The organism is Sphingobium sp. (genome assembly GCF_049304695.1).
In the GTDB taxonomy this organism is placed as follows: Bacteria; Pseudomonadota; Alphaproteobacteria; order Sphingomonadales; family Sphingomonadaceae; genus Sphingobium.
The window spans coordinates 1-26,996 of the sequence record NZ_JBAQOK010000089.1 but is presented as its reverse complement, the minus strand read 5'-3'; the positions used below and the strand labels follow the sequence as shown (position 1 = coordinate 26,996).

The 26,996-nt window shown below is 57.1% G+C and carries 26 protein-coding genes; 2 read left to right on the top strand and 24 right to left on the bottom strand.

Going from position 1 to position 26,996, the window contains the following annotated elements; translation table 11 throughout:
- Positions 1-327: 327 nt before the first annotated feature.
- From WA070_RS16950 to rfbB, 24 genes are all read right to left on the bottom strand, one after another.
- Positions 328-999, bottom strand: coding sequence for a class I SAM-dependent methyltransferase (locus WA070_RS16950; RefSeq protein WP_012761359.1), 672 nt, complete (start codon positions 997-999; stop codon positions 328-330).
- Positions 1,000-1,327: 328 nt separating this feature from the next.
- The gene (locus tag WA070_RS16945; RefSeq protein WP_012761358.1) at positions 1,328-1,924 is read right to left on the bottom strand and encodes a sugar transferase; all 597 of its coding nucleotides are present in this window, start codon (positions 1,922-1,924) and stop codon (positions 1,328-1,330) included.
- Positions 1,924-3,078, bottom strand: a complete 1,155-nt coding sequence (locus tag WA070_RS16940) for a DegT/DnrJ/EryC1/StrS family aminotransferase (RefSeq protein WP_116577072.1) — start codon at positions 3,076-3,078, stop codon at positions 1,924-1,926. The genes WA070_RS16945 and WA070_RS16940 overlap by 1 nt, the downstream gene beginning before the upstream one ends.
- 81 nt (positions 3,079-3,159) lie before the next feature.
- Complete coding sequence (locus WA070_RS16935; RefSeq protein WP_012761356.1) at positions 3,160-3,804, bottom strand: acyltransferase; 645 nt, start codon at positions 3,802-3,804, stop codon at positions 3,160-3,162.
- A 9-nt stretch (positions 3,805-3,813) separates the two neighbouring features.
- Entirely contained in the window at positions 3,814-5,049 is a 1,236-nt protein-coding gene (locus WA070_RS16930) for a glycosyltransferase family 4 protein (RefSeq protein WP_012761355.1), read from the bottom strand.
- Positions 5,046-6,290 (bottom strand): hypothetical protein, encoded by a 1,245-nt coding sequence (locus WA070_RS16925; RefSeq protein ID WP_116577073.1) that lies wholly within the window; start codon positions 6,288-6,290, stop codon positions 5,046-5,048. The genes WA070_RS16930 and WA070_RS16925 overlap by 4 nt, the downstream gene beginning before the upstream one ends.
- Before the next feature lie 18 nt (positions 6,291-6,308).
- Positions 6,309-6,947, bottom strand: a complete 639-nt coding sequence (locus WA070_RS16920; RefSeq protein WP_116577074.1) for an acyltransferase — start codon at positions 6,945-6,947, stop codon at positions 6,309-6,311.
- A 1-nt stretch (position 6,948) separates the two neighbouring features.
- A complete protein-coding gene (locus WA070_RS16915) occupies positions 6,949-8,187 on the bottom strand; it encodes a hypothetical protein (protein ID WP_116577075.1) in 1,239 nt (412 codons plus the stop codon).
- Between the two features lie 83 nt (positions 8,188-8,270).
- Positions 8,271-9,209: a hypothetical protein gene (locus WA070_RS16910; RefSeq protein WP_024973400.1), complete on the bottom strand. Its 939-nt coding sequence runs from the start codon at positions 9,207-9,209 to the stop codon at positions 8,271-8,273.
- 33 nt (positions 9,210-9,242) lie between these two features.
- Positions 9,243-10,802 (bottom strand): hypothetical protein, encoded by a 1,560-nt coding sequence (locus WA070_RS16905; RefSeq protein ID WP_257019915.1) that lies wholly within the window; start codon positions 10,800-10,802, stop codon positions 9,243-9,245.
- Positions 10,803-10,857: 55 nt separating this feature from the next.
- Positions 10,858-11,907: a pseudaminic acid synthase gene (gene pseI / locus WA070_RS16900; protein WP_012761348.1), complete on the bottom strand. Its 1,050-nt coding sequence runs from the start codon at positions 11,905-11,907 to the stop codon at positions 10,858-10,860.
- A complete protein-coding gene (gene pseH, locus WA070_RS16895; protein WP_012761347.1) occupies positions 11,904-12,470 on the bottom strand; it encodes a UDP-4-amino-4,6-dideoxy-N-acetyl-beta-L-altrosamine N-acetyltransferase in 567 nt (188 codons plus the stop codon). The genes pseI and pseH overlap by 4 nt, the downstream gene beginning before the upstream one ends.
- Positions 12,471-12,476: 6 nt before the next feature.
- Positions 12,477-13,550 carry a UDP-2,4-diacetamido-2,4,6-trideoxy-beta-L-altropyranose hydrolase gene (pseG, locus tag WA070_RS16890; RefSeq protein ID WP_012761346.1) on the bottom strand — a complete coding sequence of 358 codons (1,074 nt, stop codon included), beginning with the start codon at positions 13,548-13,550 and terminating at the stop codon, positions 12,477-12,479.
- 4 nt (positions 13,551-13,554) lie between these two features.
- Positions 13,555-14,844, bottom strand: a complete 1,290-nt coding sequence (locus tag WA070_RS16885; protein ID WP_012761345.1) for an aminotransferase class III-fold pyridoxal phosphate-dependent enzyme — start codon at positions 14,842-14,844, stop codon at positions 13,555-13,557.
- Positions 14,845-14,849: 5 nt separating this feature from the next.
- Positions 14,850-15,620 carry a cytidylyltransferase domain-containing protein gene (locus tag WA070_RS16880; protein WP_116577077.1) on the bottom strand — a complete coding sequence of 257 codons (771 nt, stop codon included), beginning with the start codon at positions 15,618-15,620 and terminating at the stop codon, positions 14,850-14,852.
- On the bottom strand, positions 15,620-16,513 hold the full coding sequence (locus WA070_RS16875; protein ID WP_012761343.1) for an aldo/keto reductase: 894 nt from the start codon (positions 16,511-16,513) through the stop codon (positions 15,620-15,622). Before WA070_RS16875 ends, WA070_RS16880 begins: the two co-directional genes overlap by 1 nt.
- Positions 16,510-17,658, bottom strand: a complete 1,149-nt coding sequence (pseC, locus tag WA070_RS16870) for a UDP-4-amino-4,6-dideoxy-N-acetyl-beta-L-altrosamine transaminase (protein ID WP_012761342.1) — start codon at positions 17,656-17,658, stop codon at positions 16,510-16,512. Before pseC ends, WA070_RS16875 begins: the two co-directional genes overlap by 4 nt.
- Positions 17,655-18,656, bottom strand: a complete 1,002-nt coding sequence (gene pseB / locus WA070_RS16865) for a UDP-N-acetylglucosamine 4,6-dehydratase (inverting) (RefSeq protein WP_012761341.1) — start codon at positions 18,654-18,656, stop codon at positions 17,655-17,657. The genes pseC and pseB overlap by 4 nt, the downstream gene beginning before the upstream one ends.
- 33 nt (positions 18,657-18,689) lie before the next feature.
- Positions 18,690-19,640, bottom strand: a complete 951-nt coding sequence (locus WA070_RS16860; protein ID WP_012761340.1) for a UDP-glucuronic acid decarboxylase family protein — start codon at positions 19,638-19,640, stop codon at positions 18,690-18,692.
- A 14-nt stretch (positions 19,641-19,654) separates the two neighbouring features.
- Positions 19,655-21,016: a UDP-glucose dehydrogenase family protein gene (locus WA070_RS16855; RefSeq protein WP_012761339.1), complete on the bottom strand. Its 1,362-nt coding sequence runs from the start codon at positions 21,014-21,016 to the stop codon at positions 19,655-19,657.
- Positions 21,017-21,363: 347 nt separating this feature from the next.
- On the bottom strand, positions 21,364-23,247 hold the full coding sequence (locus WA070_RS16850; protein WP_012761338.1) for a polysaccharide biosynthesis protein: 1,884 nt from the start codon (positions 23,245-23,247) through the stop codon (positions 21,364-21,366).
- An 80-nt stretch (positions 23,248-23,327) separates the two neighbouring features.
- On the bottom strand, positions 23,328-23,879 hold the full coding sequence (gene rfbC, locus WA070_RS16845; protein WP_012761337.1) for a dTDP-4-dehydrorhamnose 3,5-epimerase: 552 nt from the start codon (positions 23,877-23,879) through the stop codon (positions 23,328-23,330).
- Between the two features lie 10 nt (positions 23,880-23,889).
- Positions 23,890-24,807, bottom strand: coding sequence for a dTDP-4-dehydrorhamnose reductase (gene rfbD, locus WA070_RS16840; protein ID WP_012761336.1), 918 nt, complete (start codon positions 24,805-24,807; stop codon positions 23,890-23,892).
- Positions 24,797-25,861: a dTDP-glucose 4,6-dehydratase gene (gene rfbB, locus WA070_RS16835; RefSeq protein WP_012761335.1), complete on the bottom strand. Its 1,065-nt coding sequence runs from the start codon at positions 25,859-25,861 to the stop codon at positions 24,797-24,799. The genes rfbD and rfbB overlap by 11 nt, the downstream gene beginning before the upstream one ends.
- A gap of 120 nt (positions 25,862-25,981) precedes the next feature.
- On the opposite strand from rfbB, the gene WA070_RS16830 reads away from it, so the two are divergent.
- Positions 25,982-26,875: a symmetrical bis(5'-nucleosyl)-tetraphosphatase gene (locus tag WA070_RS16830; RefSeq protein ID WP_422635081.1), complete on the top strand. Its 894-nt coding sequence runs from the start codon at positions 25,982-25,984 to the stop codon at positions 26,873-26,875.
- A gap of 39 nt (positions 26,876-26,914) precedes the next feature.
- Positions 26,915-26,996, top strand: an 82-nt coding sequence (locus WA070_RS16825) for a transposase (RefSeq protein WP_422635082.1), incomplete at its 3' end; no start/stop codon positions are given.

Here is a 26,996-nt window from a genome sequence, read left to right as displayed (position 1 = left end):
GCACTCATCCATCGGCTATATCCCGCCCGCCGAGGCTGAGGCAAACTACTACAACCAACTCGGCAAAACCGCCGACGAGGCCGTTTTACTTTAACCAAACAGCCTCCGCGAAAACCGGGGCGATTCACTTCGCCCCTCATCTCCCGGCAAGACCTTATACGGGGCAGCGGGCGCATGTATCGGGCTCATATTGGGTTTCCTGATCGCGCTGGCGCGAAAGATGCGCCGACCTTGAGCGGGGCTTTTGCTTCAGATTGAAGAAATAGTGCAGGCGGATGCTTCCCGGCACCCGCCATCACCCGCTCTGCACCGGTGACATTGATAGCGCTACACCCGCTGGTAGCCGCCGCTCAATTCCTTATGGATCACCTGTGCACACAACCTCTCCTGCGGATCCGCAGTAAATCGGTCGTCAGCATGATTGAAGCATGCCGATTCCACCAACTGGAAGTGTGGGAACGCCGTGAACACTCGACCGTAGTCCAACTTGTACGACGTAATTCCGGCGTGGTGAGCATAGGCCCGCGCTGTCGGCACATCAGGCATGAAGTCGGTAATGCCAATCCAACCTCCGTCACGAAGGCAGCGATCAGCCTCTGCCACCACTCGCGTGATGTGCTCCCGATCAACCAGATACAGGCAGAACCCGAAAAGTATGAAATCGAGAGACTGATCTGGAAAATCGAGCTTGTCGGCAGTGCCAACGCGAAACTCGAGCTCGGGGAATAAGCGCAGCCCTTCTGCAGTCGCATCAGCCGAAGGATCGATACCAACGCCGTGACATCCTGTCGCCTTACAAATGGAGGCAAGATTCACGCCGGAGGAGCTCCCCACCTCCAGAACCCGGTCACCTTGCCCTATATATTTGGTGTATAGAGCTGCTGCGGTACTAAGCGTATCCGCAGAACGGCCATTCGAATAAAATGTGTGGTTACGTTGAAAATAGCGATCGCCTTCACCGCCTGAGAGAAATATCTCGCGCTGCTTCGCCACTGCCATGGACTCTCCTGGGTGCCCCCGCGCTCAAAACATATCGTTGTTCTATAGCATTCGATATGTGCTTGAAGCATTGATGGTACACAACTGGGACGTGGTGCCGCGCCTGAATTCGTAAGCGCCGGGGAAGGACAACCCGCAGCGAGACTCAATCGCCGCATTTGCTACGCGGCGCTTGTGGAATGACCGCTGGCCCAGAATGCGACCACGCCCCGTACTCAGTTGGCGATGAGGCAGTCAAGTTAGGCACCCGGTTCTGCGGACGCTCACGACTACAGGTAGAAAATTCAAAACGCCAAGCGCGCCGCCAAGCGCCGCACAAGGCTCGCGGCTAAGTGAACACGGCGAGAACCGTGCGACAGATGATACGCAGATCAAGGCCGAGCGATCGATTCCGCACATAGTCCACGCAATAGCGCAACTTTGCTGGCATCACCTCTTCGACATACGTTCGCTCTGGGTCCTGGCTGTTGCCCAAGAGAGCGTTCTCATGTCGATACTCGATCGAAGCAAGATCGGTGATCCCCGGCCGAACGCTCAAGACGATTGCTCGCACATCCTCTGGATAAAGTGCGACGTACTTCGGCACCTCGGGCCGTGGCCCCACAAGACTCATATCCCCGACAAAGACATCGATCAACTGCGCGAGCTCATCCAACTTGTACTTGCGCAGGAATGCCCCACTGGAGGTGATACGGCGATCAGCACCGACCGTGATTAGCGGCCCCCGCCCCTCACCTGACACGACCATCGTGCGGAACTTGTGGATGCGAAAGGTACGACCTCCCAGACCTACTCGCTCCTGGCGAAAAAAGACCGGACCAGGCGACTCTCGCTTGATGGCGATCGCAATCACCAGGAACACTGGCGCCAACAGAAGCAGCCCCGCTGCACTCGCAACGAGATCAAAAAGCCGCTTGATCATCATCAGTTGAACGCGCTCCGGACTGCTTGAATGACCCGCTCTACATCCTCATCCTGCATGCGCGTATAAAGCGGCAACGTCAACGTGTTTTCATACACACGCTGGCTAACGGGGAACATGTCTGGCGTCAGTTGGTACGTGTCGCGCCAATAGGGTTGAAGATGCAGCGGGATATAGTGAACGCTGCAACCGATGCCCAGTTTGAACAGGTGATCAATCAGCCCGTCACGCGTACAAGGTGCGCCCTTGGCGAGTTGAATCACGTAAAGGTGCCACGAGTGAATGTCGCCTTTTAGCGCGTGCGGCGGCAGAATCAAAGGCAAGTCAGCCAGTGCTTCGTCATAACGCGCTGCGATGGCGGCACGGCGACGTTGGAAAGCTTCTGCCTTTTTGAGCTGATGAATGCCGATCGCTGAGGCGACGTCGGTCATGTTGTATTTGAAACCTGGTGCCACAATCTCGTAGTACCAACTTGGTTTCGTTGCCACGAAGCGGTCAAATGCATCACGACTGATGCCATGCAAACGCATGATCTTGGCGCGCTTGGCAATTTCCGGATTTCGCGTGACCACCATCCCACCTTCACCGGTCGTGATGGTTTTGTTGGCGTAGAAACTGAACACCGTGGCGTCGGTATCCAAGGTGCCGACCAACCTTCCACCATTGGTCGCAGGCAACGTATGAGCCGCATCTTCGACAACGCGCAAATTGTGCTTCTTGGCGATTGAGATGATCGCGTCCATATCTGCCGCGCGACCGGCGAAATGCACCGGCATGATGGCGCGAGTACGCGGCGTGATAGCCTTTTCAATCGCGGTCACATCGATGCAGAGCGACTCTGCGCTCACGTCGACGAATACCGGATGAGCGCCCAGATATCGGATGACTTCGGCCGTAGCGGTGAAAGTGTGGGTGGTCGTTATTACCTCGTCACCCGGGCCAACGCCAACGGCCTCCAGAGCCAGATGCAAGCCTGCGGTCGCGGAGTTCACCGCGATAGACTCCACTCCGCCTCCAAGGTACTCGGTGAAGTCTGACTCAAACTGCTTGGTTTTCGGTCCTGTGGTCACCCAACCTGAGCGCAGCGTCGCTACAACCTCGGCGATCTCTTCTTCGCCAATCTCTGGCTGCGCGAATGGAAGGAAACTGCTGTTCATAGTAAGACCATCCTTGGGGCTTGAATGCGTGGATAAGAGTCAGCAAACGGGAACCTAAATGCGCGCGGTTCCGACTGCTAGCTAAGCTGCGTTGTCGGACTCCACCACACGCCTTAGCTCGGCCAGCCGCTCCGGATCAAAATAGGTGTGGTCGATCTCACCGCTTCGAACAAATTCGAGGTCGTATTTCTCGGTGGTACCGACAATTTTTCCCGGGTTACCAAGCACGACGGAGTGATCTGGAATCTCCCCGCGAACGACACTACCGGCGCCAATCACGCACCCTTTGCCTATCTTTGTGCCGGGCAGGATGATCGCGCCGCTCCCTACAAAAGTAAAGGCGCCGATCACGACCGGATCTCGAATGAAACCAGTACGCTGCGGCGTTGGTGTAGAGATGAACTGCCTACCCAACAACCGTATCGATACATGACTGCTATGCGATAGCACAGCGTTCAACGAGCTGATCTGCACACCCTCCCCGATCTCTACACCACCGCTGGCATCGATCAGGCAATGAGGCCCGATCCAACAATGGTCCCCGATGGTCAGTTCGCGCTCACAAAGAATCTTGGCACTGGAACTCACGCGCGTGAAGCGAAGAAACCTCCCGTCGCGACGGGAAAAATATCCGTACACCATGAACGGGCGCAGCAACGCGCCAACCACATTCAGCACCGCCGAAATCGCGTAGCCGGCAGGAGACAGATAGAGCCTGCGGAACATGATTTCTCCTTAGCGAAGACTTTCGGCGAAGCGAACGAACGCGTCGTGCTGCAGATACTGATCAAATCGCGGGGCGAGTTCCGCGGCATTCGACTTGCAAGCATCAAGCAGCGCGCGGTCTGTAACGAGTGCCTCGACAGCCTGGGCCAGGGAGTCCGCGTCGCCTGGCGCGTACTGCCGTCCAAGCTGCTTGCCTGCGATCAGACGCTGAATCTCACGCTCAAGGGAATTGACTGTGGCGATCCCTGCCGCCAAGTAGTCATAGAACTTGATCGGCATGGACACCGTTGAATGCGCGAGATATGTGCTCAGACCGATATCACAATACTTGTACATCAGGTTGAGATCGTCCGGATCCAAGCGCCCTAGATAGACCACATTACCGCCAGGCTGAGCACAGGCGGATTCGAGCATAGCGCGCTGTGGGCCATCGCCCGCAAAGAGAAATTTGACCGGCTTGCCACGCAGACGCTCCGACCTCGCCGCCTTCAGGATTGACTCCATATCGTAGCCCGCACCCAGCGTGCCAGCATAGATCACCCAGACCTCACTAGGTGCCTTTTCCGCAAGGCCCAGCTTGCGCAGCACCCCACCGTTCTCCTGGGCCATTGCCGCACGCATCTTGGCGACGTCCACCCCCCAGTATGAGACTGCGGAAGGCGTCGAAGGAGCCGCATGCACGCCAATATCACGATAGTCCTCTGACACACCAACAATCCCATCGCACGCGTTCAAGATCGATGCACGCCTCATGTACAACGGCGCCAGCAGCAGGCGCTCAAAGGGTCTGAGAGGCTTGGGAAGGACCATGGCGAAGACCTCTGGCCAGATATCAATGATATCGGCCACCAGCTTGGCGCCAATGTTGCGCGCCATCTCAACAATCGCCTTTCCGTAGAAGATCGAGGGCTCGGCTAGCACCACCAAATCTGCCTTGTCCCGCGGATTTGCCCGCACACGCGCAGCTACGTTCTTTGCAAAATTCCGCTCACTGCGGATGCGCGCCATCGACACATGGCTGGTGTACGGCGTTGTCGGCACGATCCGAACATTAACGCCGGTTTCGAGCTGTTGCTCACAATAGTCGACGCACCGAAACTTCTTGGAGCGGTGCTCAAAATTCGACAGCCACCATGTCACCTCGTGCCCGGCGCGCGCAAAGGCTTCCGCCAACATGGCGCTACGGTATTCACGCCAAGCTTCTCCAGGCAGGCTGCCGTACGGGTTGACGATCCAGACTTTCATTTGATAGCTTTCGCGATTAGATAGATAAAACAGAATTGAATTATAACGAATGGAAACATCATTACATCGGCCACGAACAAAATAGGACTTGCCAACAAGGTGCACAGGCAACTAGCCAACATTCCATAAGAGAGGACCGATGGAGAACCTAAGCACCACCTCCGAACCAGTGCTGTCAGCAACCCTAGCGTAACACCCGCCAGTACCAACAAAAACCACCCCCCTTGAAGATAAAGGGCGCCTGGGAGAGATGGGAAAGCACCTGCCAAAAACCAGTCCGTATCAATTGGTCCAATCAAGTGCAGTTTTTCCGCCAAACTAGCCGCAATAACAAAAATCACGGTCGACGTGTTTCTATCGGGCCCAAAATCAACAATTGCGACTGTGGTAGCAAAGCTATGAACGAAATACGAGACAGCCATCACCAGCAAATTCAAAACCGCCACAAAATCCTGATGCGAATCAAGGCTATCAAACCAATCACTCGACCTCAATCCGAGATCTGTTAATACACTTCTAGAGTACTCTGCAACAGAAATCCCGGTCGCATCAGCACGCTGTACTATTACAAAAAGAAAATAAACAGCTCCTAAAAACAACAAAGCTAATGTCAGCCAAAATGATCGAGAAGAACCAGCGCGCTGACTTCTTTCTTCCCCTTCAACCCCGAGCAGACGCGTTGCAACGAAAAACAACAACGTAAGAATCAAAGTTGAACGCCCTCCCGTTAGCACTGTATTAGCAAGCGCCAAAATCGCTGCGGCGATGCCGCAAGCGTACGCATGCCAACGAGCCACGAACTCGGTCCGCGAAAAAAGTACAACCGCGACGATATAACATGAGCCTAGCAAGTACCCGACAACACTAGCCGCCGACGACACCTCATCGCCACGCGCCGCTCCAGCTTCTCGCCATTGCTCTCGGGCATACGCGAGACCAGCAGAATAGTCGATGCCCTGCACGACAATCTTGTCAAAGGCAAGCGCTAAGGTACCCAGCAAAGATAGGCCCAAGGCGATAACCACGATAGCGCTGCTCAGCCGCCACCCGGTACCCATCGACGGCGGCGTTTTGTGCAGCAAAAATTCGACTGAAACGTAGCCAATCGCCACAACGAGCACGAAGATGATCTGCACCAGAAATCCGACTAGGACGGCATCCCCAATCGGACGCACGGGCAGAACCAGTAGCAGCAGCCAGTAAAAACCCCAGGCAATTAGAAAACTCTTCAGGATACGCAAGGTGAACTCTTAGAACGGCTACTGCGCCTGCGACGTGAAACGCATAGACCGAATTTTGGCCGGAACACCGGCGGCAACTGTGCCAGCCGGCAAATCTTTGGTTACAACAGCGTTCGCACCAACTACGCACCCCTTACCGATCGTCACTCCTGGCATGATGACCACATTCACTCCGATCCAACAGTCGTCCCCAATCTCGATTGGCCGATCGCCGAAACCCGTAGGCCGTGCAGCTAGCGGTAATGCGGAGTACTTGGCCTCCTGCTCGCGAATCGGCAGTTCTGGCCAGGCCGCAAAAATATGCGACCCCGAAGAGATGAAAACATTGGGAGCAAAGATACAACCGCGACCAATCGAGATCGTGCCGTTCAGCGAACAGCGCCGCTGAATCGTTGTACCTTCGCCGATGGTGATGAGCCCCTCCGATTCAATCTCCACACCGTGCGACAGCCACGTGTCGTTAGCCATCTCAAGCCTGCCGTCGCCCGAAAGATTAATAATCACATCCTTGGAGATGCTCGTACCACGCCCAAGCTTGACATGTGAAAGTGATGCCATAAACATGGCCCTTGGATCAACTCGCACGCCACGACAAAGGAAATAGATGGTCACCCACCAGCGCCACAGAAAGCTCTTTTTATAGAGTCTGCCAATCATTTCACTTTTCCCCAACCCGCACTGCGACAAGACCAAAACAGAAAGACAACGCAGACAGCGCCAACGTAAGAATCGACAATCGCATGAGCAAAGGCATTTCCGAGTAAAGTCCAGTCACGCCCCATACGACTAGTGTTGCCAACAAGACGCTGAGCTGGCATGCAAAGAGCACGCGCGTTCTTCCGGAAATCACAAAATAGTTTGCCCAGAAATCAGAGGCACGGAACGCAGAGGCCGCCAAAAACAAGGGCATGTAATTCAATACGTCCGAGTACTGGGGAAAATACGTCTCCGTGCCCCAGCGAATAATGAAGTAACCGGGCAAAGCAAGTAGGCCAAGTGCGGCCAAGAGGCCAAGCGACGTCTTGGTGGTACGCACCCTTACCACGTTCCTCCCGCTGTGATAAATCTGTGCAGCGAGACTGGGGAAAAGGTTGGCATTCACGGTCACTTGGAACGTCGACGCCATCGACAGCAACGTCCAAGCAAAGGCGAATTGGGCAAAGACGTGCTTTTCCAGCGCATCGGCAGCCATCCAGCGATCAGTGTTCTGCATGAGGAACGCCAGAACAACACTGACAAAAAGCGCCCCGGCTGCACGCCACTCTGCGTGCCGGAGGTGACGCAAGGCGAGCTTGGGCAACCCCCAAGAGGCGCGTCCGTAGCGTGTGCCCGCGCGCACTGTGGCAATACCCACCATGGCGAGCGTCGCGAGAATCTCCGCAATCAGGATCGCCTCGGCGCTACCCCACTTGCCGGCACCCAACACGCCAGCCAGCAAGATTACGCAACTGCGTGCGAACAACGTCGCGGAAAACTCTGACTGCAGAAGGCGGCTCTTACTCTCCGTAGAGATGATGCCGAAAAACTGATTAGATAAGCCGTGCACTGCGGCCAACGCCAGCAACGCGCCCGCTCCTCCTGCAAGCGACAAACCTGTCGCGCTGTAGCCCAACAGCGGGACCGCACACAGCACGGTTACGAGCGCCACCTCACACATCATGACCATGCCACGCGTAAATCGCCTCGCCGCAAACAGGCAGGGCAAGTCCCGCTGCATCAGCAGAAACAGCCCCAAGGCGTTGACCATGGACAGCGATGCTGAAACAAGCAGCCCAACGCTCAGTGCGCCGAATGCTGGAACGGGCAGCAACTTGGCATAGGCCAGCATCCGGCCCATCATCAGCACGGCAGCCAAACCGTTCAGGCACATCGTGCCTAGGTTTCTCTTATAGCTCATGAATTGTCGCGCGCGTGCGCGCTGACACTACGAATGTCGTCGTGTATCGACTCGGATTGTGCAACGGCGGGAGCGCGAATGAATCAGCGCAGCAAGCTCAAGTCTTGCTGGCGACGACGATCATGCATGACGCCATAGTCGAACATGGCGAACTGGAGTTGCAACAGCAATCTAGGATGCCGGACGGGCGTGCGCCCCTTGTGAATGCATAGCGTGTTCTCGGCAAAACCTGTCCCAGCCTGTCCGCAAATCTCCCTGATGGCAACGGGATCATAGGTCTGCTCGATCTCCGCATCGGCGTAGCGGCGGATCTTCATTCCGTCGAGACGCCGAGTCAGCGGAGGCCGGCGATGCGACCCCGCCACGGCCACGTGCGCACCGTCGCCGGGTTCAACGTCGGTCAGATAGAAGAAAAATTTGAAGAAGCGGAAGCAATCCACATCCCGATGATAAAGATGGGCGTGCTTGAAACGGTCTTCCTCTCGCGCCTTGACAGGAAAGGTCCACCAAAGATTCGCGCCAACAAACGCGGGGACCGAACCGATGTAGCGCGCCGCGATCCATTCCAGCAAGGGATCATGCCGCAACGCGTGGATCGTTGAGCAATGCTGGAGCGTGTTGAAATACTGCGCCACCAGAATCGGCTTGCCCAACGCGCGCTCAGCAAGCTCTCGCTGATCTGCATAGAAACCATGGGCAGGCTCCCGATCTGCAAAGCACGGAGCGCCTTCTGCGTACTGCCGAATCTGGGCCACCATCTCTGCAGGGATCTTCAGCCCGAAGGCCAAGCCGTCGGAATCCAGCGTCTGAACAAAACGCTCCCGGTCGATGCCGTGGAAAACACTCTCGCCCAGACGCTCTTGCCGCTCTGCAAGGTAGCGCCGCAATCCGGGCCCGTGCGCGACGCCCCTGGCTCGACTGACTGCTTCGCGCGCAAAACGAAACCGCGCGGGTACACGCATTAATGTGTACCCAGGCTGTTCCATCAAACTTTTCGTCAAGACACGAATTCGGCTGATCATTCGCCACGCTCCAAAGGGCTGTTTCCTGCCTGATTACCTATCGCCAATCGCCATGCGCTCGCGAACGGCGTCCAGATAGCGGAATACGCCGCGACGATGCACGGAACGGTAGGTATGGGGAATGGGCTTCGTTGTTTCGCTCAGCTCAGCCCAGCGCCGATCATGCAGCAACTGGAGGACGCGATCCTCCTCAGTGCAATCCGACGCGAAAGTGGTGTCGTCTGCTTCGATATGGCGCGTCTCCAGCAAGCGCTCCAGCCGACTCCCGTCAGGTTCAGGATTGTACGCATACTGCGTGGTCGTCCTGGCGCGCACGTCGCCGACGTACTGATTGAAGCGGAAATTGAACGCGTATGCGAAACGCAAAACCAGCCGAGCGATCTCATCCGGAGTTTGCCGCCCTATCAAAGATAGATTGTCGACATCATCCGGCCCGTACAGCTGTACCTGGAAACCCGCCGTCTGGTAAATCGATGTGCCCAGCGCGATCACTTGCTTGCCAAGCGCGCCGGCCTCAAACGCAGCACTGCCTCCGTTGACGACCACCGCGTCCGCTTGCGCAATCAAGCTGAGCGTGCTTGCACGTTCCTTACTACCGATGACATGGACGCCGCGGCGCAGCGCCCATTCTGTGTACATCTTCTCTGCTAGGCCACCGTCTCTCAGTCCGATCTTCTCCCCCCAGTTTGGATGGCAACGAAGAATGCAACTGGCCGGGTCCAACTTCAGATGATCAAAGAGAAAATCCAGCGCGGCAATCTGGTTTGGCCATTTTGTGCGCCAGTCCGGATGGCCGTCGAATTCATTCAGGCTGCTCGGCGTGATCAACAGCTTCAACCCGTTACTCTGGGCAGGCCATGCCAAGCTCTCCGCATTGAGGTTGTACGCACGCCACTCGAGCGTGTTGGTACGCATGAACCGGGCTGCCAGCAGAGAAGCAACGGCGCGCGCCTGCCCCTCAGTCAGCGGCTTGTCCTTGTACTCGGCAACAACGCGACCCACCTCGTCGAGCGCCAGGCAGTTCTGATCCGGTATCAGCATCAAGCCGTCACCAAACCACGTGCGCTCCACGGAGACAAATGGAATGCCTTTTGCCTTGGCTGCCTCCAGCAACGCACGGGGCCCTTCCATCCGGCCGTTGAAACAGACAATCCCATCCAAACGACGGTCCTCGATCCAACGACAGGCAGCGGCAAAAGCCTCCGCCGAGCCCGTAGCAAGCCGCTGATGCAATGAATGGAACTCCGCCGTCTGCTTATCAGATTGGCTTTCGGTACGCAGGATGGTGCATGCACCTGAAAAACCCCACTGCTGAGCTGACTCAGCCGCAGCAGCAGCTCCAGCCGGATCCCGATATCGACGCATGGAATCAACGCGGGATACAAATGAGCGAATTCCGCCCATAGTGCATTTTATGCACTCCTTGGCAGGATTGGATTCATTACGCAACTCGCGGGTATAGCAGGCAGACACCGCGCTATCACAGCTGAGATAAAAAATCTCATGTCCCCGCGCTTTCATCATCGTCGAGAGAAAGTACACGTGTTCAACGTGCGGGCGATAGGCGTAAATTGTGGCGAAACCGAGGCGCATACAGAAGCAGTTGTGGATACAGTCAAGTCAGAGGCGGCAAGGGAAAGTACCGCGCTCAGGCGAGCAGTTCCCACGCCAAGGGGGTTCCACGGCAGACATCCAGTTTTACGGCACGTCCGAGTACCTGATCGAGATGCCGCGGCGCAAGGCCAAAACCTGGGCGAATCGCCCGCACGCTGGTTGCGTCCAGCAACTCCCCCGCCTTAAGATCGCGGGTGATGTAAAGCGAGCGTCGAAACACGAGCGACTTTTGCTCTGCCTCCGTTGCGCCGTAGCTAACCGCCCCCAACCCCTGCCAAGCACGCCGCGTCTCCGTGACGAGCGACTTGAATTCACCCGGCTCAAGCGAGAACGTTGAATCCACACCGCCATCGGCGCGATTCAGCGTGAAGTGCTTTTCAATCACCGTCGCCCCCATCGCCACGCTGGCAACAGATACGCCGACACCCATAGTGTGATCCGACAGACCCACTTCACATCCGAACAATTCACGCATGTGGGGGATGGTACGGATGTTCGTATTCTCGGGCGAGGCCGGATAGGTACTGGTGCATTTCAGCAGGATCAGATCCTTGCAGCCCGCCTCGCGTGCAGCGCGAACGCTCAGGTCCAATTCCGCAACACTTGCCATGCCGATCGAGATAATCATCGGCTTACCGGTCTGGGCAACCTTGCGGATCAGAGGGATATCCGTGTTCTCGAACGAAGCAATCTTGTACACGGCGGAATCGAGACTCTCGAGAAAATCCACCGCCGTGTTGTCGAAAGGCGTGCTGAACGGAATCATGCCGTGCCCGCGCGCCCTTTCAAAAATTGCTGCATGCCACTCCCAGGGGGTGTGAGCCTCGTCATAGAGTTCGTAAAGAGACTTTCCCTTCCATAAACTCTTTGGGTCTGAGATAAAAAACTCGCGCTCGCGGATATCCAGTGTCATGGTATCCGCTGTGTAAGTCTGGATTTTCAACGCATGTGCACCTGACGCGGCTGCGGCATCAACAATTTCCAGTGCGCGACCCAGCGACTGGTTGTGATTACCGGACATTTCCGCGATCAGAAACGGCTCGTGTTCGCGGCCGACCAAGCGACCACCAATATTGATCGTCATGTCAATGTTCCTTCGGGTGAAAAACACAGCGCACGTAGTGCGAGCCGGTCACTCTCCCATTGCTTATGGAATTTGGCGAAGCAGATGATGTCCTCGCGCTTGCCGTGTTTGATGTAGTGCTCCACCAAATGGCCTTCCTCCTTGAATCCGAGCTTGCGATGCAAGCCAATCGAACCTCGGTTGAACGCAAATGCCTCGGAGGAAAGCTTGTACATACGAAGCGTATCGAATGCATACGCCAGAGACAGGTAGCCGAGTGCTGAGCCCGTCCCCTTTGGCAACCCTTCTACTCCGAGGTAGAAACCCCAGGTACAACGTTGATGCTCACGGTTGATACCAGTAAATGCGCTGAATCCGACAGGCGTCCCGCGTAGCGCGAAGACCATGAACGATGCGTTCGGATGTCCTTGCGCAGACGCGAACCAACGATCGTGTTCCTCCGGCGTTATCAAATGATCGGTATACATGTTGCGACGCACGGGCTCGCTGTTACGCCACGCTAACAGGCTGCTCTTGTCGCTCGGCTCAACGGGACGAAGCTCACAATCCTCGAATCTATGCATACAGCGCTATTCGCAGATGAGGTCGGCTGCAATCGGACCACGGCGGCTCGCCAGAGCCTCCACGCGGTGAGACATGGCCGCACGCCCTGCGGGGTCTTCGATCATTGCGTGGACCGCCCTCGCCACCGCATGCGGAGTGACCGTCTCGACGTCGCCCAGGTTAACGATATAGCCAGCCTGAGCCAAATCGTGTGCAGACTTCCGTTGATTGTCAGCCAACACAATGGTGATCGTCGGCAGGCCCAGGAAACAGCGCTCCCACGTGGCGGAACCACATGCCCCGATCGCCAAATCGGCGCTAGCCATCAATTCGGCCATGTTGTCGATCTGTACATGCAGATGCACATTCGGAGTCACGTCACACAAGGCGCGCACCTGCTCGAGATGAGGCGCAGCGGCCCCAAGCACAACATCGATCGCAATGCCTGCACTGGCCGCTTCATTGAGCCCACGCAGCGCCGTCGCAGTTGCATTGTCGCGGTCCACCCCTCCCATGAACAAAAGGATGCGCTTTACTGCTCCCTGCTCTCGGTGAGGACGACTGACCGCAGCAAACTCGGCACGCAGCAAAGCGTAGCTGGGGCCCAGCAAGCACCTGCAGTGCGCCGGCACCAGTCCTTCGTACCGCGTCTCCATGTCGCAATAGAAGTTTTGATCTAAGAGAAGATCGCAATCATGACGGCGGTCAGCTAAATCGTCGATAGCCATGATACGCGGCACGTAGGACCGCATTGCCCGCTCCCAGCGCCAATCGATCGCGTAGTGGTCGACCACCAGCCAGTCGGCAGCCCATCCCTGCACTGCTGCAGCAGTCTGCGCAAGGTCTTCCTCCATGGACACGCCCAGCCATGCGCTGTGAGCGAGGTCGCCCAAGAGCGCATCGGAGATTGTTGGCGCAGGCAACACAACGCAGGTGTAGCCGCGTTGCTCCAGCAAAGCACGGGCTCCACCTTGATGCGCTCGGCTGATAAACAAGACTTCCGCGCCGCGCGCGCGCAGCTCGTCAGCCAGCGTTAGGCAACGCACCGCATGGCCTGAGCCGATCTGAACCGATGCGTCAGCTCGGATCGCAACCTTCATAGCGTTAGCGCACCTTGAACAGCGGCTCAAGCGGCGCGCACTTCAACATCTGCTCAAGCCCGCCGTCGCGCACCGACTGCACAAGCATTGGCAGCGTGTGATCGTACGCGGCAAAAAGCTTGGCAATATCGGCATCGGAATGACAGTAGCCCATGTTGTGGGTACCAAAGGTAAGGATGCCCTGTGCCAGCATCTCCTGCATGAACAGCGTTTTCAGATGCCACATCGGATAACGTTGTGTGTCCTTGATCAGCAGGAAACTCCAAGCCGGATGCCCTGAAACGGAAAGGAAATCATCTGCGCCCAGCGCCGCAATGCGCTGACGCAGACCGTCAATCACAACCTGCCCTTGGCGTGCCAGGGCGGCCGTGACCGGGTCGCGCTCCAGCTTCCTCATCGTCGCAAGCGCCGCCGCCAACGACAGCGTCTCGCCACCAAAGGTGAACGAGAAAAAGATTTCCTCCATCAACTGCATCACATCAGCTCGACCGGCAACCGCTGAGACGGGATAGCCGTTGGCAAGCCCTTTACCAAAGGTCGCAAGATCGGGAGTGACGCCGAATAATTGTTGGGCGCCGCCGTTGGCGTAGCGGAAGCCGGTGATCGTCTCGTCAAACACCAGCAATGCACCGTGCTTATGGGTAAGCTCTTTGACTGCCTGCAGGAAACCCGGGGCAGGTTCGACGACATTCATCGGCTCAAGGATTACCGCAGCAACCTGACCGGGGTGTGCTTTGAAAATCGCATCGAGACTTTCGATGTTGTTGTATGCCCAGGTGTGCGACAGATCGCGTGTCGCCTGCGGCACACCACGATTGCGTGCTGTCGTACCGATGTACCAGTCTTGCCAGCCGTGATAGCCGCACACAGCAACATGATCGCGGCCGGTAAACGCGCGCGCAACACGAACTGCGCCGGCGGTGGCATCGGAACCATTCTTTCCGAATCGGACCATCTCGGCGCAAGGCACCATCGACACCAGTTGCTCCGCCACCTCCATTTCAAGCCTGTGCGGCAATGAAAAGATGATGCCGTCCTCAAGCTGCGCTTTCACAGCCGCGTCGACATCTGGGTCGCAGTATCCAAGCGTCAGCGCACACAAACCGCTAATCATGTCGACATACTCGTTGCCATCGACGTCCCAGACGTGGCTGCCGCGGCCACGCTCGATGAAGTACGGCGACACGCCAAACGGATATTGCGTGCGACTCTTGCTGAACGTCTGCGAGCCCAGCGGAATGGTCCGCAATGCGCGCTCAAGCAGTGCTTCAGACTGTTGGTATCGCTGCGACATGATATTTATACCTTTCGAGGTTGTTGCTCGTCTTGTACAAGAGATTTCAGATAGCCTGCATTGCGTAGCTGGCCTGCGTTGATTTCCATCAACTCTGGCCGTTGTGCCAGCAATTGCAGGACATCGGCCATAGCGAAAGTCGGGTTGTCGTGATACAGGGCGTCGTAGACGGCCTCAACAAACGTCAGATCAGCAGGCTCGTCGACGGTCCAGCGAAGTGCCGAAAGGTCTTTCTCATAGGTGAGTCCTCCCAAGCGAAAACGCTCGGGATGCTGATAAATGAACGATGTGACGTGCTCCCGCTGCGAGGGTAACGTCACCTCATGGGCGATGCTTTCCAGCACGCTGAAGCGAAACACCTCCACATCCAAACCGTCTGGATAGGTGGGCTGTAGGACGTTACTCGCGTAGTCGTAGTCACCATCGCGATAGAAATCGATCACAGCATCGATCACTTCGGGATCGGTCAACGGGCAGTCTGCGGTCAGTCGCACCACATGTTGGGGGCACGCATCCCTCACGGCGGAGTAAAAACGATCCAGCACATCGTCAAGACTACCGCGGAAAACCTCCACGCCGGCGCCTTCACAGCACACTGCCAACGGGTCATCCGACGGACGATCACTGGTGACCACCATCAACCGATCAATGTTGCGCACACGTCGCAGACGCTCAATCTGGCGCAGGATCATCGGCTCGCCGAGCAGTGGCTTCAGAACTTTGCCCGGTAGTCGAGTGGAACTCGTGCGCGCCTGAAGTAAAGCGATCACCGTCATCAAGACTCTCCTTTCAGTGCGGGCCAGTTTGACGGCGTCACAGCGGCCGACGGCGCCATATCGCACGCAGAAAAATCCAGCGCAGCGTGATCAGCGCTACGCGCCCAAGCGCCGGCTATTTCCTCAAGCTGTACTTGGGTCAGCACACCCACCACGACCTGATCGATCACGTGTTGCTGCCGAAGGAATGCAAGACTGCCTTCGAGCCGGCTCAGCCCAGCTTCTCTGCAAATCGACTGGAAACGATCAAAGCCGGGAGAAAGGGCCTGCAAGAAAGTGGGCAACTCTGCAGACAGCAATACGCCTTGCAAGAACGCCGACCGCGTATGAATCTCCACCCCTCGTTCCTTGAGCCTTTGCAGCTCGCCAGAGCGGACAAAGGACTGGTCAAGGACATTCAGCGGAAGTTGCATCACGTCGATGCTGAAGCGCCGCGTTGCGGCGATGGCCTCTTCGACACTGTAGACTGACACCCCCACGCGCTCGACCAAGCCCGCAGCCTTGAGTTCTTGCAAAGCACCATACAACGCTTGACCGGATCCACCGAGAAGATCTGCCGCATGATGCACCAGCAGCCCATCGAGGCGTTGGACTCTCAAATTGCTCAGGGATGTATACACCCTCTGCACTACTTGCTGCACCCAGTCGGCATCCGCCACCGCCCCGCCCTTTGGCAAGGTTTTGGTGATAAGCCGGAAGGCGTGTGCAACGTCTCCGCAGCACCCAAGCACGGCTTCACTCTGGCCATAGGCTGCGGCGGTATCCAGCACGTCCACACCCAACCCTCGGGCGCGCTGCAAGATGCGTATGACCTCATCCTGCGCAACCTGCCCGGTGGAATTCGTGATGCCGTAGGGTAGGCCAAACTGCACCGTTCCCAGGGCCAGTTTCATGTGAGTATCTCGCGCAACGTGTTGGCAACGAACTCTTGCTGCTGGTCGGTCAAGCCAGGGAACATCGGCAGACTGATAGCACCTGCATAATAAGCCTCAGCCCTAGGGAAATCCCCTCGCTTGAAGCCAAGTTCGCGATAGTACGGCTGTGTATGTACCGGAATGTAGTGCACGTTGACATGGATACCAGCTGCGCGCAGGGCATCGAATACCGCCTTGCGCCGCGCGGCATCGTTCAAAACGATCGGATACAGATGCAAGCCAGACAAGCCATCCGGATGCTGGAATGGCACAACCAACTCCATCCCCGCGAGCAGCTCATCATACTGACGAGCCAGTTGGTGTCTGCGTGCAACAAAGGCATCGAGGCGAGTCATCTGGCTGACACCCAGCGCCGCCTGCATGTCGGTCATGCGGTAGTTGTACCCAAGCGTGACCTGCTGGTAGTACCAGGCGCCATCCGACGGCTCCGTCATTTCAGCCTGCTCACGCGTAATACCGTGCGAGCGCGCTTTGCGCATCGCCTGCGCCAGATCGTCCCGATTGGTCACGCACAACCCACCCTCGGCCGTCGTGATGACTTTGACAGGGTGGAAGCTGAATACGGTGATGTCAGCATAGTCGCCACAGCCAATTGGCTTGCCCAGGTAACGGCCACCAATCGCGTGCGAAGCGTCCTCAATAACGGCGAAACCGTACGTCTCAGCCAACGCACGGACCGCTCGCATGTCGCAGGACTGTCCGGCAAAGGCGACCGGAATTACAACCTTGGGGAGAGCGTCGCATGCGGCTGCAGCCTTGAGTTTGGCCTCCAGCGACACGGCGCACATGTTGTAAGTGCGGCTATCGATATCAACAAAATCGACATCTGCGCCGCAATAGCGAGCGCAGTTGGCCGATGCAACGAACGTATTCGGTGTTGTCCAAACAGCATCGCCCGGCCCGACACCCAACGCCATGCAGGCGACGTGGAGCGCCGATGTCGCGCTGTTAACGGCGACGGCATGCGCAGCACCCACATAGGAGGCAACGGCGGCCTCGAATGCCGGAACCGCCGGACCCTGCGTTAGGAAATCGGACTTGAGGACAGCAACTACCGCCTCGATATCGTCCGCCGAAATGTCCTGCCGGCCGTAGGGGATCATGCCATCGCCTTGGCGTTGAAATCGCGAATTTCCTGCGGTGTCAGGAAATGCGGGTTGTTACCGGAATTGTATTCAAACCCTTGCGCGACACTTGTCCCTGTTTCGCCCAATGCATTGAGGGTGTAGTCGATGTCGGAATGATGGAACTTAATGGTCGGACGCAGCACGTAGTGGTCAGAAAACTCGAGCGTCAGATGTGAGTCGTCGGCCGGGCACATGATTTCGTGCAGCTTCTCACCAGGACGAATTCCGATCACCCGCGTTGCCACACCGGGCGCCATCGCTTCGGCAAGGTCGGTAATGCGGATCGACGGAATCTTCGGCACAAAGATCTCACCACCATGCATGCGCTCGAAGTTCTTCAGCACGAAATCGACACCATCCTGCAGGCTGATCCAGAAGCGAGTCATATCGGCATGAGTGATCGGCAACTCCGCTTCACCCTTGGCCAGCAGTTGCTCGAAGAAAGGCACGACAGAACCGCGTGAACCGACCACGTTGCCATATCGCACAACGGCGAACGAAGTCTGGTTCGCGCCCACCATGTTGTTGGCCGCCACGAACAGCTTGTCGGACGCGAGCTTGGTTGCGCCGTAGAGATTGATAGGGTTGGCTGCCTTGTCAGTAGACAGCGCAATCACCTTATGAACATTGTTGGCGATCGCCGCGTTGATGACGTTCTCAGCACCGTGAATGTTGGTCTTAATGCACTCGAGTGGGTTGTATTCCGCAGCAGGCACTTGTTTGAGCGCAGCAGCATGAATGACGTAGTCGATCCCGCGCATGGCTTGCGCCAGACGCTCGCCATCGCGAACATCGCCAATGAAATAGCGCATCGGCCCGGCGTTGATCTCTTGTTGCATCTCGAACTGCTTAAGCTCATCACGCGAATAAATGACCAGGCGTTTGGGCTTGTAGCGACTCAGAATCGTACGAGCGTATTTCTTGCCAAAAGAGCCGGTGCCGCCCGTGATCAGAATGGACTTATTGTTGAACATTGCGAATCTCTCTGAAATCTGAACTGGGGCTGCTTATACAAAGCGCTTAAAGTACTCAACCGTCTTGGCAAGGCCATCTCGGAACTGTACCGATGGATTCCAGCCAATGGTCGCTTCCGCCAAGCGCGTGTCCGGGCGGCGCTGAACCGGGTCGTCGGACGGCAGCGGCTTGAATACGATCTTTGAACTGGAATTCGTGAGTTCAATCACATGCGTTGCCAGTTCAATCATGGTCATCTCATGCGGATTGCCCAGATTCATTGGGCCGGTGAACTCCTTGGGGGTGTCCATCAGTGCAACGATCCCACCGATGAGATCGTCTACAAAGCAGAAGGAACGCGTCTGCTTGCCATCACCAAACACAGTAATGGATTCGCCACGCAAGGCCTGCATTATGAAGTTTGAAACCACACGCCCGTCGTTCTGGTGCATCCGAGGACCGTAGGTGTTGAAGATCCGGGCAACCTTGATCTCCAATCCGTGCTGGCGGTTATAGTCGAAGAACAAGGTTTCAGCACAGCGCTTGCCCTCGTCATAGCACGAACGCATGCCGATCGGATTGACGTTACCCCAATAGGTTTCAGGCTGGGGATGCACAACCGGATCCCCGTACACTTCGCTGGTGGAAGCCTGGAAAATCTTCGCGCCAAGCCGCTTTGCCAAGCCCAGCATGTTTATCGCACCATGCACAGATGTCTTGGTCGTCTGGACCGGATCGTGTTGGTAGTGGATGGGAGATGCCGGACAGGCCAGGTTGTAAATCTGGTCCACTTCCACGTAGAGCGGGAAGGTCACGTCATGACGCACGAACTCGAAGTGTGGATGGCCCAGAAGGTGCTCGATGTTCTGTTTTGCACCGGTGAAGAGGTTATCCACACACAGCACTTCATGACCTTGCTCGATCAAGCGATCACAGAGGTGGGACCCCAAAAACCCGGCGCCGCCGGTCACCAAGATACGCTGGCGAGAATTGTAGTTACGCATGTTCTATGTGGACTTTAGGAGCGACCAATACCGAAGTATTCAAACCCTTGCGTCTTCATCGACGCGGGATCGAATAAGTTGCGGCCGTCGAAAATAACAGGATGCTTCATTTCGCTGCGCATCACCTCAAAATCTGGGCTACGGAACGCCTTCCATTCAGTGACGATAACCAAGGCATCCACGCCGTCCAAGGCTGATTCAGGTTGATCGACAAAATGTAGACGCTGCAGCGACTCCGGTTGGCTCGCGAGATCTTGTTTCAGCACCCGACGCGCTTCTTCCATGGCCACCGGATCATGAGCAAGCACCGAGGCACCGCGAGCAAGCAGTTCTTGAATGACAACGCGGCTCGGCGCTTCGCGCATATCGTCCGTTTCCGGCTTGAAGGCCAAACCCCAGACAGCAAATCGCTGGCCGGAGAGGTCACTGCCAAAGCGGGCCAAAATCTTGTCGACCAACACGCGCTTTTGTGCCTGATTCACTTTCTCAACAGCGTCGAGCACGTGCATCGATCGACCATACTGGGAAGCGGTCTTGGCGAGGGCTTGCACATCCTTTGGGAAGCAAGAGCCACCATATCCAATACCCGCATACAAGAAGCTGTACCCAATGCGGGGGTCGGATCCGATGCCTTGACGTACCAGTTCGATATCTGCTCCGACACAGTCGGCCAGATTCGCCAGTTCGTTCATAAAACTGATGCGCGTCGCCAGCATGGCGTTGGCTGCATACTTGGTGAACTCCGCCGAACGTACGTCCATGAAGTACATGCGCTCATGGTTTCGGTTAAACGGCGCGTACAGCGTTCGCATCATCTCCTTGGCCCGATCGCCAACCGCGCCAGCAGGTACGCCCACCACAATCCGGTCAGGACGCATAAAGTCTTCGACTGCCGCACCTTCCTTGAGGAACTCAGGGTTGGAGACCACAGCGTAATCAGCATGCTGCACCTGTCGCTTGGCAAGCTCCTCGGCAACGACGGCCTTCACCCGGTCTGCCGTTCCGACCGGGACCGTCGATTTGTCGACGATAACTTTGAAGCCTTCCATGTGCCGACCAATGCTCCTCGCGGCCTCAAGCACGTATCGCAAATCGGCCGAGCCGTCTTCGTCGGGCGGTGTCCCGACCGCGATGAACTGGATGTCGCCATGCGCTACGCTGGCCGCCACATCCGTAGAAAATTTCAGCCGGCCCGCTGCGCGATTTCGGTCGATCAACGCCTGCAGACCGGGTTCGTAGATCGGCACACCACCGCTGTTTAGCAGATCAATTTTCTGTGAGTCGACATCCAAGCAAAAAACGTTGTTGCCCAACTCGGCGAGACATGTCCCTGTCACCAACCCAACGTAGCCAGTCCCAATGATAGTAATTCTCATTTACAAGCCAATATCCGTGTACATAGCCAGCAACGGGAGCAGCACGCCCAACTTCGATGCCGCAACCGCGCATTCCATTAGTGTTTTGTTGCCACATCACTTCTGACGCCACGCAATACAATGGGCTTCCGATCATCAGTCGGGTGCCGAGGCTCATGACTCATTGGATTGCTGCAGCCCGCCCCCGCAGAAAGCAGGTCAGGCAGGAGGATGGGGAGAGGAATGCGAATGCAAAAGTATGACGCGCGGTTGAGCGCACTTCCCGCGCTCAACCGCCTGCCAAGTCGGACATTTTGCCATAATTTCTTAGCTCTTTCGTCCGCGATGACCCATGCAGAGGGCGGTGCTCAGTACAGGTGGTCTTTGATATCGTGGTCTGGGCGGAACCCCGATACGCACTCCAGAAGAATATTCCGAATTGTTTCGTAGTCATTGGCATTGCAGGCGTGTATCAGCCGCGTCATGCACTCGTCGAGCACTTCGTGGTTGAGGCACGACTCGTCCGCCTTCATGATGAGCGGATGATCAGTGCCACTTACGGCGTCTCCGATCAACAGTTCTTCGTAAAGTTTTTCCCCAGGACGCAGCCCGGTGAACTGGATTTCGATATCTCCAGCGGGGTTGGCACCATCACGAACCTGGAACCCGCTCAAGTGGATCATGCGGCGCGCCAGATCGACAATCTTGACCGGCTGCCCCATGTCCAGGACAAAGACCTCACCCTCCCCACCCATTGCTCCAGCCTGAATCACCAATTGCGCAGCCTCGGGTATCGTCATGAAGTAGCGCGTGATGTCCTGATGCGTCACGGTGACGGGGCCGCCTGCGGCGATCTGCTTCCTGAACAGTGGCACAACGGAACCACTGGAGCCGAGTACGTTACCAAAGCGAACGATGCTGAAACGAGTGTTGGCGCAATCCTGGGCCAATGCTTGCAAGCAAAGCTCGGCCATTCGTTTGCTTGCGCCCATGACGTTGGTCGGCCGCACCGCCTTATCCGTTGAGATCAGTACGAACGATTCAACGTTGGCACGCATTGCCGCCTCCGCCGCTACCCGCGTGCCCACAGTGTTATTCAATATGCCTTCGGTCATATTGAACTCAACGATCGGCACATGCTTGTATGCAGCCGCGTGATAAATGGTCTGCACGTTGTACTTGGACATGATGCTGAACAACCTGTCGCCGTTCAGCACTGAACCCAGCACCGGCACCAATTCGATCGCAAGACCCTGGGCAGCAATGATTTGCTTCAGTTCATACTCGATGCTGTAGAGAAAGAACTCTGATTGCTCATACAACACCACTTGCACGGGCTCGTTCTTGATGATCTGGCGACACAACTCCGATCCGATCGACCCTCCCGCTCCAGTCACCATCACGCACTTGCCTGCGATGCTCTGACGTAGCAGGTCACGGCGTGGGGCCACCACCTCGCGCCCCAACAATTCGTCGATCTCGACCTCGCGCACATCGGCAAGATGCACCTCGCCGGACACCAGGTCTGCCATACCTGGCACAACCCGAACCTCCACCGCCAACGGCTCGAGCGCGTTCACGATTTCAATACGACGCCCGCGCGACGCGGAGGGTATGGCCAGCAGTACCTGGCTGACGCCAAGGTCCTTGATCAAAGCCGGGAGCTGTTCAGCTTGGTGGACTGATATCCCCCCAATGTTGAGCTTCACTTTGGCAGGGTCGTCATCCACAAAACCAATCGGGTCATAGTCGGGGCCGGCACGCAGCGCCACCGCAAGTTGCCGGCCTGCTTCACCGGCACCGTAGATGATGACCTTCTGTCGTTGGCGATGGAATCCGGGCAACATGCGAAACGCTGCACGCGCAAAGAACCGACTGCAAACGATATAGAAAATTGCTAGCAACCAGTAAATTAGCAGCGCTCCTCGGGGCACATTGGACAGACCGAGGAAATAGATGAGCGAACCGAAGATGGTGATCGAGATCGACACCGCGGCGATGATCGTCAGGATCGCTCGATCTTCCATATACCGCACCACGGATCGATAAAGCCCCATGCGGATGAAGACTGGAATCGCAACCGCCGACGCGATGAAGTAAACGCCAATTGGGTATTGAGAACCCACCGCCCAGTGGTCTGTACGCAGGCCTACCGCCGACCAAAGGGACAGTGGCAGCAACAAAAAGTCGAGCGCCAGCATGAGCAGAATCTTCTTCTGGCGCGACATCTCGGAAATCTTCTGGAGGTACATCTTGAATTTGTTGTTTGCACGTAGTGGGCGGCACGAACGCGAGTGAGCGCGTGTACGCGAGTGGCCAGCTTCGCCGTCGTTCACGGGAAGACCTCGGCGTTCTCCAGTAGCGACGCGGCTGCATCCTTTGCAGACACGATGACTTCTCCCTGGATCGGCCACGCGATGCCCAGTTGCGGATCATTCCACGCGATTGCGCGTTCGTACTCCGGATGCCAGTAGTCCGTGGTCTTGTAAAGCAAATCGGCCTGCTCGGAAGTGACGACGAAGCCGTGCGCAAAACCCTCGGGAATCCATAGCTGCCGCTTGTTCTCGGCGGAGAGGATAGCACCGACCCAACGGCCAAAATTCGGGGATTTTTTGCGAATATCCACCGCCACGTCGAAAACCTCTCCAGCTGTCACACGCACGAGCTTGCCTTGCGGTTGCCTCACCTGATAGTGCAAGCCCCGCAGTACGTTTCTGAGCGACCGTGAATGGTTGTCCTGCACAAAGGCGTGCGACGAGCCAGTTGCCGCCTCAAAATCCTTGGCGTTGAAGCTCTCATGGAAGAAGCCTCTTTGATCTTCAAAGACCTTTGGCTCAAGGATCAATACTTCAGGGAAAGCTGTAGGAATAACTGTCGGTCCCATTACGATAACGTCAGGGAAAAATTTGTTCGAGTAAGCACTGAATCCCCTCTTGCCAATTCGGCAAATGGACGCCAAAGGTCTCACGGAGCTTGCTCGTATCCAGACAAGAATTGGCAGGCCTCGAGGCCCGCGAGTGCCATTTGACGGCTGGAATCGCTTCAATGCCAGCCACAGCCGCCTTCAGGTCCACACAACGTCCGGCAGCGTAGCGCAGTACCTCACTCGCGTAGCCATGCCAAGTCGTTTGACCAGCCGCGGCGAGGTGGTAGACGCCTGGCATCAACGCGTCGCGCTCACCATAGACCCAGTGTCGCGCGACGATCTGCGCGGTGACATCGGCAATCAGCGATGCTGAGGTTGGCGCACCAAGCTGATCCGCAATCACCCGCAAATGCTTGCGCTCACGTGCCTGGCGCAAGATGGCTTTGACAAAATTGTCACCGTGGGCACCCGCAACCCAGCTTGTCCGCAGCACAAGCGCATTGGCCCCACTGGCAGCGATCGCACGCTCGCCCTCCAGCTTTGTTCGACCGTACACGGATTGCGGATTCGGGACGTCCGTTTCCAGATAGGGGCAATCTTTCGCTCCATCGAACACATAGTCACTGGAGTAATGGACCAAAAGTCCACCATTTGTCCGAACCATCTCAGCCAGTACACCCGGAGCGACGCCATTGACGGCAAGCGCGGCGTCGGGTTCCGTTTCGGCATTGTCGACGGCCGTATACGCGGCCGCATTGATCACCACGTCGGGCTGAAAAGCTCGCACTGCCTGGCGCAATTGATCTGGCTGGGTGAGATCGCAGTCTGCGCGACCAAGCGCAACAACTCGCCCGAGTGGCGCAAGGCTGCGCCGCAACTCGAAGCCGACCTGGCCGTTTTTTCCGATGAGGAGGATGACGGGAAGGGGAGACACCTTATGCACCATACTGCTTGGTCATCCAGTGTCGATATTCGCCAGACATGACGCTCTGCACCCAGGCTTGGTTGTCCAAGTACCATTGCACAGTCTTACGCAGACCGCTCTCGAATGTCTGCGAAGACACCCACCCGAGTTCACTCTGCAATTTGTGCGCGTCGACTGCATAACGACGGTCATGACCGGGCCGGTCGGCGACAAAAGTCACTTGATCGCGGTACGAGCCGCTGGTTTTCGGTACAAGTACATCAAGCGAATCACACAGGGTGTACACCACATCGAGGTTGGTCCTTTCGTTCCAACCACCAACGTTGTAAGCCTCGCCCACGCGACCACGCGCAAGTACTGATCGCAAGGCCGAACAACAGTCACCCACGTAGAGCCAGTCGCGCACATGAAGGCCATCGCCATACAACGGCAGCGGCTTACCGGCCAGCGCGTTGACGATCATCAGCGGAATCAGCTTCTCAGGGAATTGATACGGACCGTAATTGTTGGAACAGTGGGTGGTTACGATCGGCAATCCATAAGTGTGATAGTACGCCCGAGCCAGATGATCGGAAGCTGCCTTGGTCGCAGAGTACGGACTGTTTGGAGCATGTGGCGCAGCCTCCGAAACCGGTAACTCGCCCTCCGCAAGCGAGCCGAAGACCTCATCGGTGGAAACGTGCACAAAGCGGAACGCCGCTCGGGCTGTCGCATCAAGCGTCCCCCAGTAGTTACGGGCACTTTCCAACAACGTGAATGTGCCCACCACGTTGGTCTGAACAAAATCAGCGGGTGCTCGGACCGAGCGGTCAACATGGCTTTCAGCCGCAAAATGCACCACGGCACGAGGCCTGTAATCAACAAACATGCGATCGAGCGCCGCGCGGTCACAAATATCTGCCTGCGAAAAGATGTGCCTCGGGTCGCCTTGCAGCGAAGCCAGCGATTTCAGGTTGCCCGCATAGGTGAGCTTGTCGACGTTGATAACGGCATCGGCATGATCATCGCGCAACCAGTCCAAAACGAAATTCGCCCCGATAAAACCTGCGCCCCCGGTGACGACAATGTACGACAACGAATGCTCCCGCCCGAGGACCGAGTCCTAGGCGCTCTCTGGCCTCAGGCGCTCAAAATCCGTAGGAAATATGAGTGTGGGGAATCCCCCCTGTGAAGTAGCGGTATTCTATCTGATCAGATGATCGCCCTCGGCCATCATCCTCATACTGACGATATCTTCCGGGCCATGTCTCCCCCTCACGCCATCGGCGACCTCCAAGGCTGCTGCTCCCCACTCCAGACCCTGCTGGCCGCCCTCCCCCCCAACGCCCCGCTGCGCTTCGTCGGCGACCTCATCAACCGCGGCCCCGAGTCGCTGGCCACGCTGCGCCAAGTCATCGCACTTTGCGAGACCGGCCGTGCACGCACCGTCCTGGGCAACCACGACATCCACCTATTGGCCGTAGCTGCGGGAGTGCGCAAACCCGGCAAGCGCGACACGCTCGGCGACATCCTCTCCGCGCCCGATAGCGACCAGCTCATCACATGGCTGCGTCACCAGCCGCTGGCCATCTTCGAAAACGGTTTCCTGATGGTGCACGCCGGCGTTCTGCCGCAGTGGACGACTGGCGACGTACTGGAGCTGGCCGGTGCGGTGGAGCGCGAACTGCGCAGCCCGCATTGGAAAGCCTTCCTGGCCGATGCGTTTGGCAACCATCCAGACAAGTGGAGCAATGATCTCGTCGGCATGGACCGCCTGCGTCTGACCATCAACGCCCTGACGCGCCTACGCTTCTGCAAGCCAGACGGCACGATGGAGTTCGACACGACGGATGCCGATGGCGCTCCGGACGGCCACATGCCGTGGTTCGACGTGCCGGGCCGCCGCACGCGCGGCACGCCGATCGTGTTCGGGCATTGGTCCACACGCGGGCTGGTGATGCGCGACGATGTGATGGGCTTGGATACCGGCTGCGTGTGGGGAGGCAAGCTTACGGCTGCCAAGCTGTCGCTCGCGCCGGCCGGACGTGACGTGATCCAGGTGGATTGCGAGCAGGCGCAGGACCCGCTCGCGCACAAAAAGAAATGGTAATTCCCACCCAAACCGGACCAGAGTTACCCTGGTCCGACGATGAAACGCTGTCCTGAATGCTCTGCCAGCAGGCCCTACAAACTGTCTGATGGACGGCTCAAGTGCCGCGCGTGCGGGAAGC